The sequence below is a fragment of the Paenibacillus sp. P36 genome (genome assembly GCF_045866505.1).
Classification (GTDB): Bacteria; Bacillota; Bacilli; order Paenibacillales; family NBRC-103111; genus Paenibacillus_E; species Paenibacillus_E chondroitinus.
Genome location: NZ_AP038372.1, coordinates 1,393,831 through 1,408,254 on the forward strand (window position 1 = coordinate 1,393,831; position 14,424 = coordinate 1,408,254).

The 14,424-nt window shown below is 47.0% G+C and carries 15 protein-coding genes and 1 other annotated feature (1 of these 16 only partly in view); of the genes, 7 read left to right on the top strand and 8 right to left on the bottom strand.

What is annotated here, in order from left to right; all coding sequences use genetic code 11:
• Positions 1–29 precede the first annotated feature (29 nt).
• A complete protein-coding gene (locus ACKTT9_RS06490; protein WP_407870929.1) occupies positions 30–731 on the top strand; it encodes a DUF2225 domain-containing protein in 702 nt (233 codons plus the stop codon).
• Between the two features lie 73 nt (positions 732–804).
• Here ACKTT9_RS06490 and ACKTT9_RS06495 read toward each other — a convergent pair whose 3' ends face one another.
• Genes ACKTT9_RS06495 through ACKTT9_RS06505 form a run of 3 tightly spaced genes read right to left on the bottom strand, consistent with a single transcriptional unit; the run spans position 805 to position 2,356 of the window.
• Entirely contained in the window at positions 805–1,911 is a 1,107-nt protein-coding gene (locus ACKTT9_RS06495; RefSeq protein WP_407870930.1) for a GGDEF domain-containing protein, read from the bottom strand.
• A gap of 31 nt (positions 1,912–1,942) precedes the next feature.
• On the bottom strand, positions 1,943–2,185 hold the full coding sequence (locus ACKTT9_RS06500; RefSeq protein WP_127453219.1) for a hypothetical protein: 243 nt from the start codon (positions 2,183–2,185) through the stop codon (positions 1,943–1,945).
• A gap of 6 nt (positions 2,186–2,191) precedes the next feature.
• Complete coding sequence (locus ACKTT9_RS06505) at positions 2,192–2,356, bottom strand: YycC family protein (RefSeq protein ID WP_407870931.1); 165 nt, start codon at positions 2,354–2,356, stop codon at positions 2,192–2,194.
• A gap of 145 nt (positions 2,357–2,501) precedes the next feature.
• On the opposite strand from ACKTT9_RS06505, the gene ACKTT9_RS06510 reads away from it, so the two are divergent.
• The gene (locus ACKTT9_RS06510; RefSeq protein WP_407870932.1) at positions 2,502–4,319 is read left to right on the top strand and encodes a M3 family oligoendopeptidase; all 1,818 of its coding nucleotides are present in this window, start codon (positions 2,502–2,504) and stop codon (positions 4,317–4,319) included.
• A 72-nt stretch (positions 4,320–4,391) separates the two neighbouring features.
• Here the strand turns inward: ACKTT9_RS06510 and ACKTT9_RS06515 are convergent, their stop codons facing one another.
• Positions 4,392–5,462 carry a methyl-accepting chemotaxis protein gene (locus ACKTT9_RS06515; RefSeq protein ID WP_407870933.1) on the bottom strand — a complete coding sequence of 357 codons (1,071 nt, stop codon included), beginning with the start codon at positions 5,460–5,462 and terminating at the stop codon, positions 4,392–4,394.
• 466 nt (positions 5,463–5,928) lie between these two features.
• Between ACKTT9_RS06515 and ACKTT9_RS06520 the strand changes: the two genes are divergently transcribed.
• Positions 5,929–6,297 carry an O-methyltransferase gene (locus ACKTT9_RS06520; RefSeq protein WP_127453016.1) on the top strand — a complete coding sequence of 123 codons (369 nt, stop codon included), beginning with the start codon at positions 5,929–5,931 and terminating at the stop codon, positions 6,295–6,297.
• A 67-nt stretch (positions 6,298–6,364) separates the two neighbouring features.
• Here ACKTT9_RS06520 and ACKTT9_RS06525 read toward each other — a convergent pair whose 3' ends face one another.
• Together ACKTT9_RS06525 and ACKTT9_RS06530 are read right to left on the bottom strand one after the other, a co-directional pair.
• Complete coding sequence (locus ACKTT9_RS06525) at positions 6,365–7,414, bottom strand: FecCD family ABC transporter permease (protein ID WP_407870934.1); 1,050 nt, start codon at positions 7,412–7,414, stop codon at positions 6,365–6,367.
• Positions 7,411–8,433, bottom strand: coding sequence for a FecCD family ABC transporter permease (locus tag ACKTT9_RS06530; protein ID WP_407870935.1), 1,023 nt, complete (start codon positions 8,431–8,433; stop codon positions 7,411–7,413). The genes ACKTT9_RS06525 and ACKTT9_RS06530 overlap by 4 nt, the downstream gene beginning before the upstream one ends.
• 186 nt (positions 8,434–8,619) lie before the next feature.
• Here ACKTT9_RS06530 and ACKTT9_RS06535 point away from each other — a divergent pair, with 186 nt between their 5' ends.
• The gene (locus ACKTT9_RS06535) at positions 8,620–9,621 is read left to right on the top strand and encodes an ABC transporter substrate-binding protein (protein ID WP_407870936.1); all 1,002 of its coding nucleotides are present in this window, start codon (positions 8,620–8,622) and stop codon (positions 9,619–9,621) included.
• Between the two features lie 119 nt (positions 9,622–9,740).
• On the opposite strand, the gene ACKTT9_RS06540 is transcribed toward ACKTT9_RS06535, so the two are convergent.
• Positions 9,741–9,977 carry an alpha/beta-type small acid-soluble spore protein gene (locus ACKTT9_RS06540; RefSeq protein WP_127453012.1) on the bottom strand — a complete coding sequence of 79 codons (237 nt, stop codon included), beginning with the start codon at positions 9,975–9,977 and terminating at the stop codon, positions 9,741–9,743.
• Between the two features lie 156 nt (positions 9,978–10,133).
• On the opposite strand from ACKTT9_RS06540, the gene ACKTT9_RS06545 reads away from it, so the two are divergent.
• The 3 genes from ACKTT9_RS06545 to ilvD all read left to right on the top strand — a co-directional run bounded on the left by ACKTT9_RS06545 (position 10,134) and on the right by ilvD (position 13,086).
• A complete protein-coding gene (locus ACKTT9_RS06545; RefSeq protein ID WP_407870937.1) occupies positions 10,134–10,631 on the top strand; it encodes a hypothetical protein in 498 nt (165 codons plus the stop codon).
• 1 nt (position 10,632) lies between these two features.
• On the top strand, positions 10,633–11,286 hold the full coding sequence (gene rnhA / locus ACKTT9_RS06550; RefSeq protein WP_407870938.1) for a ribonuclease H: 654 nt from the start codon (positions 10,633–10,635) through the stop codon (positions 11,284–11,286).
• Positions 11,287–11,400: 114 nt separating this feature from the next.
• Positions 11,401–13,086, top strand: a complete 1,686-nt coding sequence (gene ilvD, locus ACKTT9_RS06555) for a dihydroxy-acid dehydratase (protein ID WP_127453007.1) — start codon at positions 11,401–11,403, stop codon at positions 13,084–13,086.
• 49 nt (positions 13,087–13,135) lie between these two features.
• Here ilvD and ACKTT9_RS06560 read toward each other — a convergent pair whose 3' ends face one another.
• Complete coding sequence (locus ACKTT9_RS06560; RefSeq protein ID WP_407870939.1) at positions 13,136–14,221, bottom strand: permease; 1,086 nt, start codon at positions 14,219–14,221, stop codon at positions 13,136–13,138.
• Positions 14,222–14,347: 126 nt separating this feature from the next.
• Positions 14,348–14,424 (top strand) — a binding site (T-box leader); it runs 194 nt beyond the window's last position.

Sequence of the window (14,424 nt, forward strand, 5' to 3'; positions counted from 1 at the left end):
ACTTTCCAGAGAAGAGGCGGGGTTTCAAGATGGTTGAACCTTTGTATGAGATTTCAGTGAAATGTACGTATTGCGACAATTCCTTCAAATCCATGAAGGTTCGTCCGAGTTTCAAAAAAGCGAGCAAAACAGACGCGGATTTCTGCGTACACTATAAGGGCATCAACCCTGATTACTATATCGTGAGGATTTGTCCTTACTGCGGTTATGCGCATACGGAAAACTTTTCAGATAAGTGGAAGTCAGCGCAACGTGAAGCCTTTCACGAGAAGATTGCGAAAAACTGGACGATGCGCAGCTTTGGCGGCGAACGAACGTGGGAAACTACCCTGCAGGGTTACAAGCTGGCGCTGGTCAGCGCGCAAATTAAAGAAGAGAAATCCCGCGTTGTAGCAGGACTTCTTCACCACTTGGCGTGGCTATACAGAACTAAAGGCGATTGGGAGCAAGAGAAGCGGTTCTTGGCTTTTGCCTTGGAAGCGTATGTGCACGTATATGAAAATGAAGGCATGGAGCTCAATAATGCAAGGCTAATGTTTCTGATGGGGGAACTCAACCGCAGATTGGGCCGTTTCAGTGACGCAGTCAAATGGTTTTCTCGCATTATTAACGACCGTAAAATCATGGACGCTGCGATGATTCGAGCAAGCCGCGAACAATGGATTGTAACTCGCGAGGATATGCTCGCCATCCGTATGGAACTGCCGGACGAAATGAAACAAGCTACTTAATAGCTCGAATAAAAAATGAGATGAACGCTTGCCTATGTGATTGGCGATTGCTTGATTGCGATCCCTTGCATAGTTAAGCGTTCATTTTTTGATCAAGCACTTGAAGTTCCTTGTAGTGGGTGAACCGATTTTTTCCTTGACGTTTGGATTCATAGAGGGCTTGATCGGCTTCATAGATCAATTGAGTTAATTCAGCCTGGGGCGATTTAGCGGTAGAAATGCCAATAGAAATCGTAATAGGTGTTGCGACGTTTTGGTTTTTATGAAGGAACGATTGGGCAGCCATAAAGCATAGGCGTTGGGCATATAAACTAAGTTTAATCGGATCAGTCTCTGAACTGAGAAGAATGAACTCTTCCCCGCCGTATCTGGCGAGATAATCCTCTTCGCGGATATGGTGCCGAAGAACATGGCTGATTTCTCTCAGGAGTTGATCACCTTCCAGATGCCCGAAGAGATCATTATATTGTTTGAAATTATCCAAATCGATCATCATGATAGACATTTGCCTTCGATGGAGGGCGTTGTTGGCAATAGGCATAAAACTACGCAGATTAGGAAGTTTGGTTAAGCTGTCTTGATTGGCTTGCAGCTCCATCTGGCGTTGTAAGCGCCAACTTTTATTCTCATCATTAACCATAATGATAAGCGTGATGAAAGTAGCGGACATGATAGCCAGCATGAAAAGCTGATCACCGACATAAGGCCAGGACAATCGGCTTATGAGCAATCCATGAATCAGGAGGCGCAAGAGAAAGACATACGAGCATATTTGGAGACCGTGTCGAATAGGAATGTCCAAGAAGCCATTGCGGTATTCTTTATTATGAAACAGGGAGCTTATTAGTGCAGGGGCGAGCAAATCTTGTGCGATGTTGAACCAGGCATGATTTTCATGTGAAATGAGGCTGAAGCCCGTCGGTAAGACGGTTGAAAGAAGGGCAATCGGCATTCCGTAACGTAAGCCGGCCATGAAGATAGGCAAGGAGCGTAAATCTATGAGACCGAGCGGCTCAGGCAGAGGTTCGAGCATCATGATGATACAAGCAAGACCGGTGAGCAAAGGCGCAAGAAGCTGCTCGAAGGAATCGGTCAGCATCTTGCTTCGTACTTTCATAGCCACGTAATTCAGTGTGACTAGCGTGCATGCACTTGTCAAAGGAACGAGATACTCATTCATAGGAACTCTTTCTACTCCTTGCGCTTGAAAGCTACGATTGTTTCGTTCTTATAGCGGTGTCCGCCAATAAATAATCGCGGTCTGTGTCAATGAGCGTCAGCTTGTTGTGACAGCAAGGAAACACAAGCAGCTTTTTTTTACCTTCGTGAATGGATTTCAGTTCGTGGATTTTCAGCGGCAGCAGCACATTGGAGCTATGGCAAAACGGACATTCGGCCACATAAACGTCCTTCATTACAATGTCATAAGGCCAAGTGTTGGCAAAAGGAAACAACACAGCTTACTTCGATTCCGGTTCGCTTGTTTCCGAAGTGGAAGATTTCGCGAGCTCTGCTAATTTTTGAAGTAAAATATGTTGTGGCATATGCATGAGATGTTCCAAAGGTACTTTAAGCTGCTCAGCCAACTTGACGGCTGTTTCTGGAGAAATTTGTAACGGTTTCATTATTGTTATCACACCATCCCGTTCCGATTTTTTTGCAGGAACTTTATTTTATTGAATCATACTTCTTACCTATAAGCAATGAGGAAGATTACGATGATTGCTCCTGATAGACCGTTTATGATTTAATAAAAGCAGGAAAGGAAAGGTGATAGCTTTGCTTCATTTACCTCTTAATCAAACGTGGAATTTAGAAACTTTTTTTCCTGGTGGAAGTGAGTCTCCTGCATTCGCAGCACATCTGAAGGAGCTTCAAGCTTCGATTGCGGCTTTCCAAGAGCAGGTGCGGAACACACCATCCCCACAGCAAGCAGCAGAAACGGATGGTCTTGCGAAGCTGGTTGAATTGTTTCAGAGTAATTTGAAAAATATTCACGAGGCTGATTCTTTTGTAGGCTGTCTGCTTGCCGATAATCAGAAGGATAAGAAAGCGCCTGTATTGAATGGACAGGTCAAAAGCTTATACGCTGAGCATCTGTCGTCACTTACACATTTTGACCAAGTGCTTACAGGTATTCCGGACGCGGTGTGGTCAGAGATTTTGAAGAAAGAACCGTTCCAAGCGATCGCATTTCCGCTTCATGAACGTCGTGCGTTGGCACAAGAAAAGCTGTCGCCGGAGCAAGAAGCATTAATCAATGATTTAGCCGTAGACGGCTATCATGGGTGGGGCGACTTGTATAATTCTACCGTAGGTCAATTCCGTATGCCTGTGGAGGTTGACGGAGAAACGGTTGAGCTTTCTGCCGGCCAAGCGTTTAATAAGCTGCACACAGAGAACCGTGAAGAACGGCTTGCTTTGTTTGACAGTTGGGAAAAGGCCTGGACAGACAAGGAAGATTACTGCGCAGAAGCGCTGAACCATCTGGCCGGATTCCGCCTTCAAGTGTACAAATACAGAGGCTGGAACAGCATACATAAAGAGCCGCTCGCGATTAATCGCATGGAAGAGAAGACGCTGAATGTCATGTGGGAAGTCATCGACCGCAACAAAGCGATCTTCGTCGACTATTTGAACCGCAAAGCGAAGCTGCTTGGCGTTGAGAAATTGGCGTGGGTGGATGTCGATGCACCGCTGGGCGACTCCTCGAAGAAAATTTCATACGATGAAGGCGCAAGCCTCATTATCGAGCAGTTCGAGCGCTTCAGTCCGAAGCTGGCAGCCTTCTCGGAGCAAGCCTTCGAGAATCGCTGGATTGAAGCTGAGGACCGCGCTGGGAAGCGCCCAGGCGGCTTCTGTACATCGTTCCCTGTCGCGGGAGAGACAAGGATCTTCATGACGTATGGCGGCACGCTGAACAACGTCTCAACGCTTGCGCATGAGCTTGGCCACGGCTACCATCAGCATGTTATGACGGATATGCCGGCCCTCGCGCAAGAGTACGCCATGAACGTGGCGGAAACCGCGTCTACGTTCGCGGAAATGATCGTTGCGGACGCTGTTGTGAAGAGCGCATTGACCGATGAAGAGCGTATTATTTTGCTTGAAGATAAAATCCAGCGGGCGATCGCTTTCTTCATGAATATTCATGCGAGATTCATTTTTGAAACGAACTTCTATGCCGAGCGTCGTCAAGGACTCGTAAGCGTGGAGCGTCTGAATGAGCTGATGGTAGACGCGCAGAAGGTTGCCTACCAAGATGCGCTGAGCAGCTATCATCCGCATTTCTGGGCGGCTAAATTGCATTTCTATGCAACGGATGTGCCTTTCTACAACTTCCCATACACTTTCGGCTATATGTTTAGCGCCGGTATTTATGCGAGAGCAGTGCAAGAAGGCGCGGCTTTCGAAGATAAGTACATCTCTCTGCTGAGAGATACGGGCAGCATGAACGTGGAAGAGCTTGCGCAGAAGCACCTTGGTGTTGATCTGACTGAGCCGGACTTCTGGCAAAGCGCTGTGGACATGGCGATTCAAGATGTGAAGGAATTCATGCGGCTGACAGAAGCGAAAGTTCAGGTTTAAAAGAAAAAGGGATGCCCTGGAAGTAGATCGTATCTACGCCAGGGCATCCCTTTTGTGTATATAAGATTAATCTTACAGCTTGAACACTTGAATGGTTTGCTGCAATTGGGTGACAACTCGCGTCATTTCCTCAGCCTGAGAGACAATGCCTTGGACGGTAGAGATCTGTTCGTTCATGGATGCCGAAACCTCTTGTGTTCCTGCAGCAGATTCCTCCGTGATTGCCGAGATGTTCTCCATGGCAGCAGCAATTTGCTCGGAGCTGACTAGCATTTGTTCGCTTTCTTCGGCAAAGCGGTTAATTTCTTCCGAGATAAAACCAACGCTATCGACAATCTGAGCGAAGACAGTTTCCGTTTGATCGATAAGTACGGTTTGCTTTTTAACGACATCTTCGTTGACTTGAATGCTGCGAATAGCTTCCTGAATACCTTGCTCAATGCTCTTGACGAAGCCAAACACTTCACGAGTAAGAGACGTGGATTCCTCAGCAAGCTTGCGCACCTCTTGTGCGACGACTGCAAAACCTCGGCCGTGCTCGCCGGCTCTGGCGGCTTCAATGGAAGCGTTAAGCGATAGCAGGTTCGTTTGCTCAGCAATCTCCGAAATGGAGCGGGTTACGTTGGTAATACCAGCCGCTTGACGAGCCAACATGTCAATGGTTTCGGAGACCTGCTGTGTGACTTCCACATTTCGCTTCATGCCGACGCCTTGGCTTTCAACGGATGTACGCCCCTTCTCAACCAGCGTCATCATCTGATCGGAGCGATCTTTCATTTCTTTCGCGGAACCTGCGTAATTGACAATCTTCACTTCTATGTCTTTGGTCGTAATCGATACACCGGATACTTCTTCTGAAATTTGACCGGCACCGGCAGCTAGCTCATGGGCCGAAATACTCACTTGTTCCAGGACCGTACGAAAGTTTTCATTCTTGGAGTAAATATCGCGGCTGGTTTGGAAAACTTGCTTGGATATGGATCCTGTATCGCGAAGAATATCACGCAGTTTGTCGATCATTTTGTTGAAAGACTGGCCAAGTTGACCTAGTGTATCGTCGGACGTTACCGTTACCTTTTGAGAAAAGTCGCCTTTGGAAATGTTGAGTGCAATGCGGGACAGGTCGGCCACAGGTTCTGTCAATTGGTTTTCAAACCATCTAATGAAAGGGTAGCTTAACGCAAGGAGTAAAATTAGGAAAATAATTCCTAGTAAGCGATTCCATTCTGATGATATTGTAAGGACTAGCAGAAATACACAGTTTAAACCTATTAACCCGTAGCAGCCTAACTGTAATTTCTTTCTGAAAGATAAAGTTGACATTTTATCCAAATTGACCGACTCCCTTGCGAAATTTGTTATGTATGCAGGAATAATGGACTATGTTTGAAAATTATAACATTGAATCTGGAAATATTCTACACAAATTCGACAAATATCGTTCGGATTCGATGAATACAAGTAGTATATATAAAGGGTGAATTAAGAATAGTAGAAATTTTAAGAATATTAAAATAAATTGTTGAAATTTGTAAATTATGTCGATATAATAGGTCTACAGTCGTAATTTACATAATAAGTAAAATTTAAAAACTTAAGGGGGAAGATGATGAGTTTGGATCAAATATCACTTGCAAGACAAATCGATTTGGTGTTTAGAAGGATTAAAGATGAGCTATCGCATGTAAGTTCAGGTACAGTGTTTGTGCACATCAGGAATAATGAAATTGGCAAATTTGGCGTGAAGCATCTCCCGTTCGAAAGCAAGGACGGCGTACTTCCAGAAATTAAGGTCAAAGGTCTCACGGAGATTCAGTATCAATCTTTTCGTCAGATGGCGCTTGAATCGTTGAAGCGTAAGAAAAGTTGGACACATGGAGAAATTTACTTTGATTTCACGGTTAGGCAAGGAATATTGTCGGCAAGCATTACTTTTGAAACCAATTATAATATGGCTAGCATGGCCAAGACGATTTAGCACTTATCCTATAATAGAAACACCCCCGGTCGCATGGATGACCGGGGGTGTTTGCTGTTTTTGATAGTTAACCGCGATTTCTGCTGCGATACAAGACATAGATAAACAATGGAGCTCCAATGGCAGCTGTGAACACGCCGGCTGGAATATCGAGTGGTTTGAATACGAATCGTCCCGCTAGATCGGCAAGAAGTAGGAGTAAGGAACCAGTTAACGCGGAAACGGGAATCAGCGATCCGAAGCTGGGTCCTACCAACTTACGGGCGATATGTGGAGCCATGAGACCGATGAAATTAATGGCTCCTCCGAATGCGACAGCGGCGCCAGAAAGGGCTACGCTCAAAATGATGAGCAGAAAACGCTGGCGTTGCACGCTGCTGCCCACATTGCGGGCGATGTCTTCGCCTAGGGATTGCACCGTAATATGACGCGCATATAAGAAGATGATCGGGATCAGCACCGATACCCAAGGTAGAAGCGGGTAGACCGCCTTTTGCCAAGAGACGCCGTAGATGCTCCCAGTCATAAAGGTTAGCGACTGATTCGCAAGAATGATAGGTCCGGATATCATCATCAAATAAGAGAGCGCGCTCATCGCGGCTGTGAATCCTGTGCCGATCAGGACAAGGCGAAGCGGGGTAATCCCATTTTTCCATGAGAGGGAGTAGACCAGCAAAGTAGCGATGAAGGCGCCGAGAATGGCGGCAACAGGCAGCCAGTGAATACTGATTTTATCCGAGAAAAAGAAGAAAAACGAAACCGCTCCGAGTGTAGCTCCACCCGTGGAACCAATCGTATCCGGCGAGGTTAACGGGTTTCGCACAATCCCTTGCAGGATGGAACCGGCAACACCCAGGGATGCGCCGATTAACACAGCGACAATCACCCGAGGCAAACGCAAGGATCGGACAATCATGTTGCTGGGATCCGTCCCATAGCCGAAAACGGCACGTACAACCTCAACTGGCTTGATATAAATACTGCCGATTCCTGTGCTTAAGATCATGACAATAATGACTGCTAGAAGCAAGATCAGTGATACAAGGAGAGATTTCTTGCTGACTCTATAGGAAAAACCTTTGTTTCGAAACGTCATATGTCGATTGGAATGACTCATTTCAGCAGCCCCCCTTTGCGAGCGATGTAGATGAAGAAGGGAACTCCGAGAATGGCTGTTGTTACGCCAACATGAACTTCCTTCGGCATAACGATGAAACGGGCGATGACATCAGCGCCAACGAGCAGGATGCCGCCTAGAATGGCACTGTAAGGAATAACCCAGCGATAATCGATGCCTACAAGGAATCGGACGATATGCGGGATGATGATCCCGACAAAAACAATCGGGCCAGCTACAGCGACGGAGCCCCCTGCCAATACGACGATAACGACTGCGGTAATAAATTTTACATAAATCGTGCGTTGTCCCAGCCCTTTGGCCACATCGTCCCCCATGGACAGGATGTTGATGTGCGGCGCAAGTAAAAATGCTCCTACCCAGGCAATTAAGATATAAGGATAAACCGATTGGAGCATGGCCATGGTTCTTCCTTCAACCGATCCAACAAGCCAGTAAAGGACTTGGTCAAACGCTTTACCATTTCCTAGCAAAATGCCTTGGGTCAGCGAAGCGAAAAAGGCTGTCATCGCTGAGCCCGCCAGCGTAATCTTCATCGGCGTTAAGCCATCTCTGCCTAAGGAGCCGAGTCCATAGACGAGGGCCGAGCTCACAGCAGCGCCTAGAAATGCGATCCATGTGAACTGTGTCAGACTAGATACATTGAAAAATCCAACAGACAACACGATGGCAAAGGCTGCGCCTGAGTTAATGCCAAAAATACTTGGCGACGCAAGTGGATTTCGTGTCATTGCTTGCATAAGCGCCCCTGCAACAGCCAGGCTTCCACCTACGAGTGCGGCGATTAACGCTCTTGGTATTCGAACGGTCTGAATAATGATGGATTCGTTCGAAGGATTCATTAAATGGTCAAATGATTGCATGACCTGTGTCCAAGTATAGCTATGTAGACCGAATCTGACGCTGCAAACCATCATCCCGGCAAGCACGATAAGGGCTGCCAGCAGTCCAATACCTTTGTACAAAGGATATAGACGTTCGTTATTTGAAGAATTCATAGATAAGTGCCTGCTTCCTTATTAGATGCTTCGTTTATTTTAAAGAGAAAGGCAGGGGAAGTCAACGATTTTGAGAATCATTATCAATTTCGATTGACAGAACCCGCGGAAGCGAGTACCATGTACGTTAGATAATGATAATCGTTATCACATCATCAATTGAACGTGTGGAGGGAACATAGTAAGATGTTTGGGAAAAAAAGACAGTTAAAAAGAGCTTGGGCTCTTGTTGCCATTATGTTTGTTGTATCTATTGTTTTAGCAGCATGTGGAGAAAAGCCTAGCGCTCAGCCAGCAGCATCCGCATCTGCAGCACCGCAAGAAGCCGCTAAGTCCGATGCTCCTCGTACGATTAAGCATGCGATGGGGGAAACCGCTGTACCTGCGCAGCCGAAGCGTGTAGTTATTTTGACGAATGAAGGAACAGAAGCTCTTCTCGCTCTTGGCGTTAAACCGGTGGGTGCCGTTGAATCCTACTACGGAAATCCATGGTTTGATCATATCAAAGCCGATATGCAAGGTGTAACAACGGTTGGTGGAGAATCACAGCCAAACCTGGAGTTGATTGCATCCTTGAAACCGGATCTAATCATCGGTAACAAAATGCGTCATGAGAAAGTGTACGACCAACTTAAAGCAATTGCTCCAACGGTTTATTCGGAGACATTACGCGGTGAGTGGAAAAGTAACTTTGCCCTGTATGCTGAAGCGCTTAACAAGAAAGCAGAAGGCGACAAAATTATTGGCGACTTCGACAAACGCATTAACGATTTCAAAAGCAAAGCCGGCGATAAGCTGAAAGAGAAAGTCGCTGTTGTCCGCTTCATGGGCGGTAAAACGCGTTATTACTATGGAAATATGTTCACAGGTGTAATTTTCCAACAAATTGGATTCCCGCGTTCGGATCCGAAAAGCGATGAGAAATCATTTGAGGATATTACCAAAGAGCGTTTGACGGAATTGGATGCTGCGGACCGCGTGTTCTACTTTACATATGAGCTTGGCGATGGTAAAGGAACGAAGCAAGAGCAGGAATGGATGAATGATCCGCTTTGGAAGAACCTCAAAGTTGTGAAAGAAAATAAATTGGTAAAAGTGAACGATGCAACATGGAATACAGCTGGTGGTGTGAAAGCAGCTAATCTCATGCTTGATGATCTGTACAAGATCTATGATGTAAAACCTTAATGACTGAGGGGACTGCTTCTTGCGAGCAGTCCTCTTTCGATTCCGGACGCAAAAAGGAGGGCCTCATATCAGTTGCTACTGATAGTGAAGCCCTCACTTGCTTAAGTAAGGGAGAGATGTTATCTGCTAAATCTGTTAGCGCTGCCGCCTGCCAGCTGTTGTTCAGCAATTTGAACGAGGCGACGTGTGATGCTGCCCCCAATGGAGCCTGTATCACGGGACGTCATGTAGCCATAGTAACCGTCTTGAGGAATCTGGATACCTAGTTCTTGAGCAACTTCGTATTTCATTTGATCCAAAGCTGCTGTAGCTTGTGGAACAACTAAAGAGTTGCTGCTGCGAGATTGTCCTGCCATCTGATATCACCTCCAGTAATAGGTAGTATAATCTCTTTTGTAAAATATACTCATCAAATTTACTGGAAATTTTAGGTAACATTTTAGGGGTGGAAAAGCAGGATTGGACAGTCTTTGTTATAATAAGAAAAGCAATGGGAGATCGGAGGCGAAATCATGTTTGAACTATCTGTAAAGGGCTGGTCCCTTGATAAAGACTTGCAAATCATACAGGCGGATGTCCGCATGGCGGTGGACGACAGCGTTATTATTGAAGAGCCGCTATGCGTCGATGTGGGGCTCCCTGCGCTGCTGTACAGTGCACTCAGTGATACGGAGCCGAATCGCTTTGCACCGCCGGATCAATGGGAGCAAATGCCCTTTTTTGTTTGCGGCTGCGGAGACCCGGAGTGCAGGGGATTTTCATTTGTCGTGCATCATTTGCCGGAGGAGCAAATTCAGCTGATCTCGGTTGAAGAGCGAACAAACGGTACATACCGCGAGCTTGAGACCCACAACATACCTGCTGATCACTACAGGAAAGAGGTCCTGGAGATCGGAGAAACCTATTTGGCATTCATCAAAGGGTTGGACTATAGGCCCTATTTTGCAGATACGGTGAAAGTAGTTGAAGGGCTGGTACATCAATTACATCAACAACGACGGAGTGAATAGGATGGCAGCAGTAAAATATTATGTCGTTTGGGTGGGGCATAAGCCAGGGATCTATCGATCGTGGGCAGATTGTCAGGCGCAGACCAAAGGATTCCCGCAAGCGAGATTTAAATCATATGAGTCCGAAGCGGAGGCGCGTCAAGCTTTGGAGAAAGGCTGGCAGAAATCGCTGAATTTCGGAGGAAAGCCTGGCGCGTCGTCATCTTCTGCTTCCGGCAATAAGTCGGCGACCCCTGAAACAGCTCCGGAAGTGGACTATGACAGTCTGTCCGTGGATGTGGGTTGCTCCGGGAATCCGGGGATTGTGGAGTACAAGGGAGTCGATACGCGGACGGGGGAAATTCTTTTTTACCAAGGTCCCATTTCCAAGGGTACGAATAATTTGGGCGAGTTCTTAGCGATCGTGCATGGTCTGGCTTATTTGCAAAAGCAAGGCAGCAACAAAACCATTTATACGGATTCGGTCACAGCTCTAAGCTGGATTCGCAAAAAGGAAGTTTCGACCAATTTGGTTCGGGACGCTTCTACAGAAGAAATTTGGACGCTGGTTGACCGGGCGCTGAAATGGCTTCGGACGAATAGCTACACGAATAAGATCGTGAAATGGGACACGAAAAAGTGGGGAGAAATCAAGGCTGATTTTGGCAGAAAATAAACCCTTGCTTTTACATTGACGCGTCAGTACACTAAAGGAAGAATTTTGACGAAAAGTGTGATATGATAGATTCATTGTTTTTACAAAAGAATTGTAATCTAGGAGGAATAGAGAATGGCTCATCCAAAACAGCGTAGCGACATGATTAAAAAAGGATTCGACCGCGCTCCACACCGCAGTTTGTTGCGTGCAGCCGGCGTTAAAGAGGAAGATTTCGGCAAGCCGTTCATTGCGGTTTGTAACTCTTATATAGACATTATCCCTGGGCATGTCCATTTGCAAGAATTCGGTAAGCTGGTGAAAGAAGCGATCCGTGAAGCAGGCGGCGTTCCTTTCGAGTTCAACACGATTGGTGTTGACGATGGTATCGCAATGGGTCATATCGGTATGCGTTATTCCCTGCCAAGCCGTGAAATTATTGCGGACTCCTTGGAAACCGTCGTAAACGCGCACTGGTTCGATGGTCTTATCTGTATTCCTAACTGTGATAAAATTACGCCGGGTATGATCATGGGCGCGCTTCGCGTTAACATCCCTACGATGTTAGTCAGCGGTGGCCCAATGAAAGCCGGTAAAGATAAAAACGGCAAATCCATTTCCTTGTCCTCCGTTTTCGAGGGCGTAGGTGCTTTCCAAGCAGGTAAATTGGATGAAGCTGGTCTGGAAGAGCTTGAGCAATACGGTTGTCCGACTTGCGGATCCTGTTCCGGTATGTTCACAGCGAACTCCATGAACTGTTTGGCAGAAGGTCTAGGTCTTGCTATGCCAGGTAATGGTACGATCTTGGCTGTTGCTGAAGAGCGTAAGCAATTCGTGAAAGACTGTGCGAAACAATTGATGACATTGATCGAGAAAGACATTAAACCGCGTGATATCGTAACAATTGAAGCGATTGACAACGCGTTTGCACTGGATATGGCGATGGGCGGTTCCACGAATACGGTTCTTCACACATTGGCTATCGCTGCAGAAGCTGGTATCGAATACCCGATTGCCCGTATTAATGAAGTGGCAGAGCGTGTTCCTCATCTTGCCAAAATCGCTCCGGCTTCCGATTATCACATTGAAGATGTGCATTTAGCCGGCGGCGTTAGCGCGGTTATTAACGAGCTTTTGAAAAAGCCAGGCGCTTTCGATGGCGATCGTCTTTCCGTTACTGCACAAACGATTCGTGAAAACGTAGCTGGTTGTGAAATTCAGAATACGGACGTTATTCGTCCGTTAAGCAACCCGCACAGCGAAAGAGGCGGACTGGCTGTTCTGTTCGGTAACCTTGCTCCAGAGGGCAGTATCGTTAAAGTCGGAGCGGTAGACAAATCCGTAGGTGGGCGTCACGTAGGTCCTGCGATCTGCTTTGATTCCCAAGACGAGGCGCTTTACGGCATTGCCAATGGCAAAGTGAAAGAAGGCCACGTTGTTGTAATCCGCTATGAAGGGCCTAAAGGCGGACCTGGTATGCCGGAAATGCTAGCTCCAACGTCCCAAATCGTTGGTATGGGTCTGGGCGCGAAAGTTGCCTTGATTACAGACGGACGTTTCTCAGGGGCATCCCGCGGTATCTCCATCGGTCACATGTCTCCTGAGGCTGCTGAAGGCGGACCACTTGCATTCGTTCATGACGGCGACATTATCGATGTCGATATGGATGGCCGCAAAATCAATTTGCAAGTCAGCGATGAAGAGTTGGCTAAGCGCCGCGAAAGCTGGAAAGAGTTCCAACCGAAAATTAAAACCGGATATTTGGCGCGTTACACGAAAATGGTAACGAACGCGAGTGCCGGAGCTATTCTGAAATGGTAAAATAATAAACGGCCAGGGCTTATAAGCTCTGGCCGTTTTTATATGCTTTTTAGAAAAAGAAATGCATAAACAGCAAGGAACCGGTCAATACCGTAATCGCGACAACGATGGAAAGCGTAAGCACGAAACGGGCTTTAAAGATGGATAACAGCATCAGCGTGCTTTTGACATCGATCATTGGGCCGAAGACGAGAAATGCCAGCAGAGAGCCTGGAGAGAACGTTTTGGCGAATGAGGCGGCCACGAAAGCATCTGTTGTGGAGCATAACGAAAGTAAGTAGGCAAAACCCATCATAAAGACATGAGAGACGAAAGTCCCTTGGCCGATGGCGGATAAGCTGTCTTGGGCGACGAAGGTTTGAATTAATGCGGTTAGGAAAGCGCCGAGCATTAGGTACTTGCTCATTTCATACAGCTCAGATGTGCCGTGGCTGAGCATGGTGGCAATTCGGCTGTCACCGTGAGAGTGGTTGTGGCCGTGTTCGTGGTGATGAGCATGATCATGCGTATGGACATGGTCATGATGATGATCGTGACTGTGACCGTTATGTTCATGCACGTGGATGTGCTCTGCCGTATGCCCGCTATTGGCGTGGCGCAGCGGACTGCTTTTCAGAAAGCGGGTTAAGAGGAGACCGACAACGAGCGCAACACCGAAGGTGAGCCCCATGCGTGAATAAGCCATTTCCGGCGCGCTGCGGAAAGCCATGAAGGTAGACGCGAACACGATCGGATTCAGAATCGGTCCGACGAGTATGAAAATAACGGCGATGTACACAGGCATTCCTTTGCGCATAAGCCGGCGAACGAATGGTATCATGCCGCACTCACAGAGCGGGAACATAATACCCAGCACACAGGCAAACAGGATGCCGCCAAGCGGGTGCTTGGGTGTCATACGCCGGATGAACGCTTCCGGGATGAAGTTTTCAACGACGGTGGAGAGCAGGACCCCCATGAACATAAACGGCAGGGCGTCGAGGAAAATGTCCATAAAAGCAGCAAATACATGCTTAATATCTTTCAGGATCGGCGCCATCGGCGGAAGCTCTCTCGTCGTAAGAATGAGGATGAGAAGACATGCGCAAATCACCGTGGAGATGGGAAGACTCCACCGGTATAGTGTTGATGACAATGCAGTGACACCCCTTTGCCCGTTGATGATAGGATCGTATGTTATCTATCCTATGTCCATGCAGGCAAAGATAGGACAAAGACCTTGGTTGACAATGGAAAGTCAAGGTGTATAATTATATAAAATCAATAAGCGATGACAGGAACAAGTACGTTTGTATCCCGTTACTCAGAGAGCCGGTGGTTGGTGCGAACCGGTGTAAC

Coding starts and splice junctions, on each gene's coding strand:
- ACKTT9_RS06490 (WP_407870929.1), top strand. CDS start 30: ATGGTTGAACCTTTGTATGAGATTTCAGTGAAATGTACGTATTGCGAC.
- ACKTT9_RS06495 (WP_407870930.1), bottom strand. CDS start 1,911: ATGAATGAGTATCTCGTTCCTTTGACAAGTGCATGCACGCTAGTCACA.
- ACKTT9_RS06505 (WP_407870931.1), bottom strand. CDS start 2,356: ATGAAACCGTTACAAATTTCTCCAGAAACAGCCGTCAAGTTGGCTGAG.
- ACKTT9_RS06520 (WP_127453016.1), top strand. CDS start 5,929: ATGAGTTTGGATCAAATATCACTTGCAAGACAAATCGATTTGGTGTTT.
- ACKTT9_RS06525 (WP_407870934.1), bottom strand. CDS start 7,414: ATGAGTCATTCCAATCGACATATGACGTTTCGAAACAAAGGTTTTTCC.
- ACKTT9_RS06530 (WP_407870935.1), bottom strand. CDS start 8,433: ATGAATTCTTCAAATAACGAACGTCTATATCCTTTGTACAAAGGTATT.
- ACKTT9_RS06535 (WP_407870936.1), top strand. CDS start 8,620: ATGTTTGGGAAAAAAAGACAGTTAAAAAGAGCTTGGGCTCTTGTTGCC.
- ACKTT9_RS06540 (WP_127453012.1), bottom strand. CDS start 9,977: ATGGCAGGACAATCTCGCAGCAGCAACTCTTTAGTTGTTCCACAAGCT.
- ACKTT9_RS06545 (WP_407870937.1), top strand. CDS start 10,134: ATGTTTGAACTATCTGTAAAGGGCTGGTCCCTTGATAAAGACTTGCAA.
- rnhA (WP_407870938.1), top strand. CDS start 10,633: ATGGCAGCAGTAAAATATTATGTCGTTTGGGTGGGGCATAAGCCAGGG.
- ilvD (WP_127453007.1), top strand. CDS start 11,401: ATGGCTCATCCAAAACAGCGTAGCGACATGATTAAAAAAGGATTCGAC.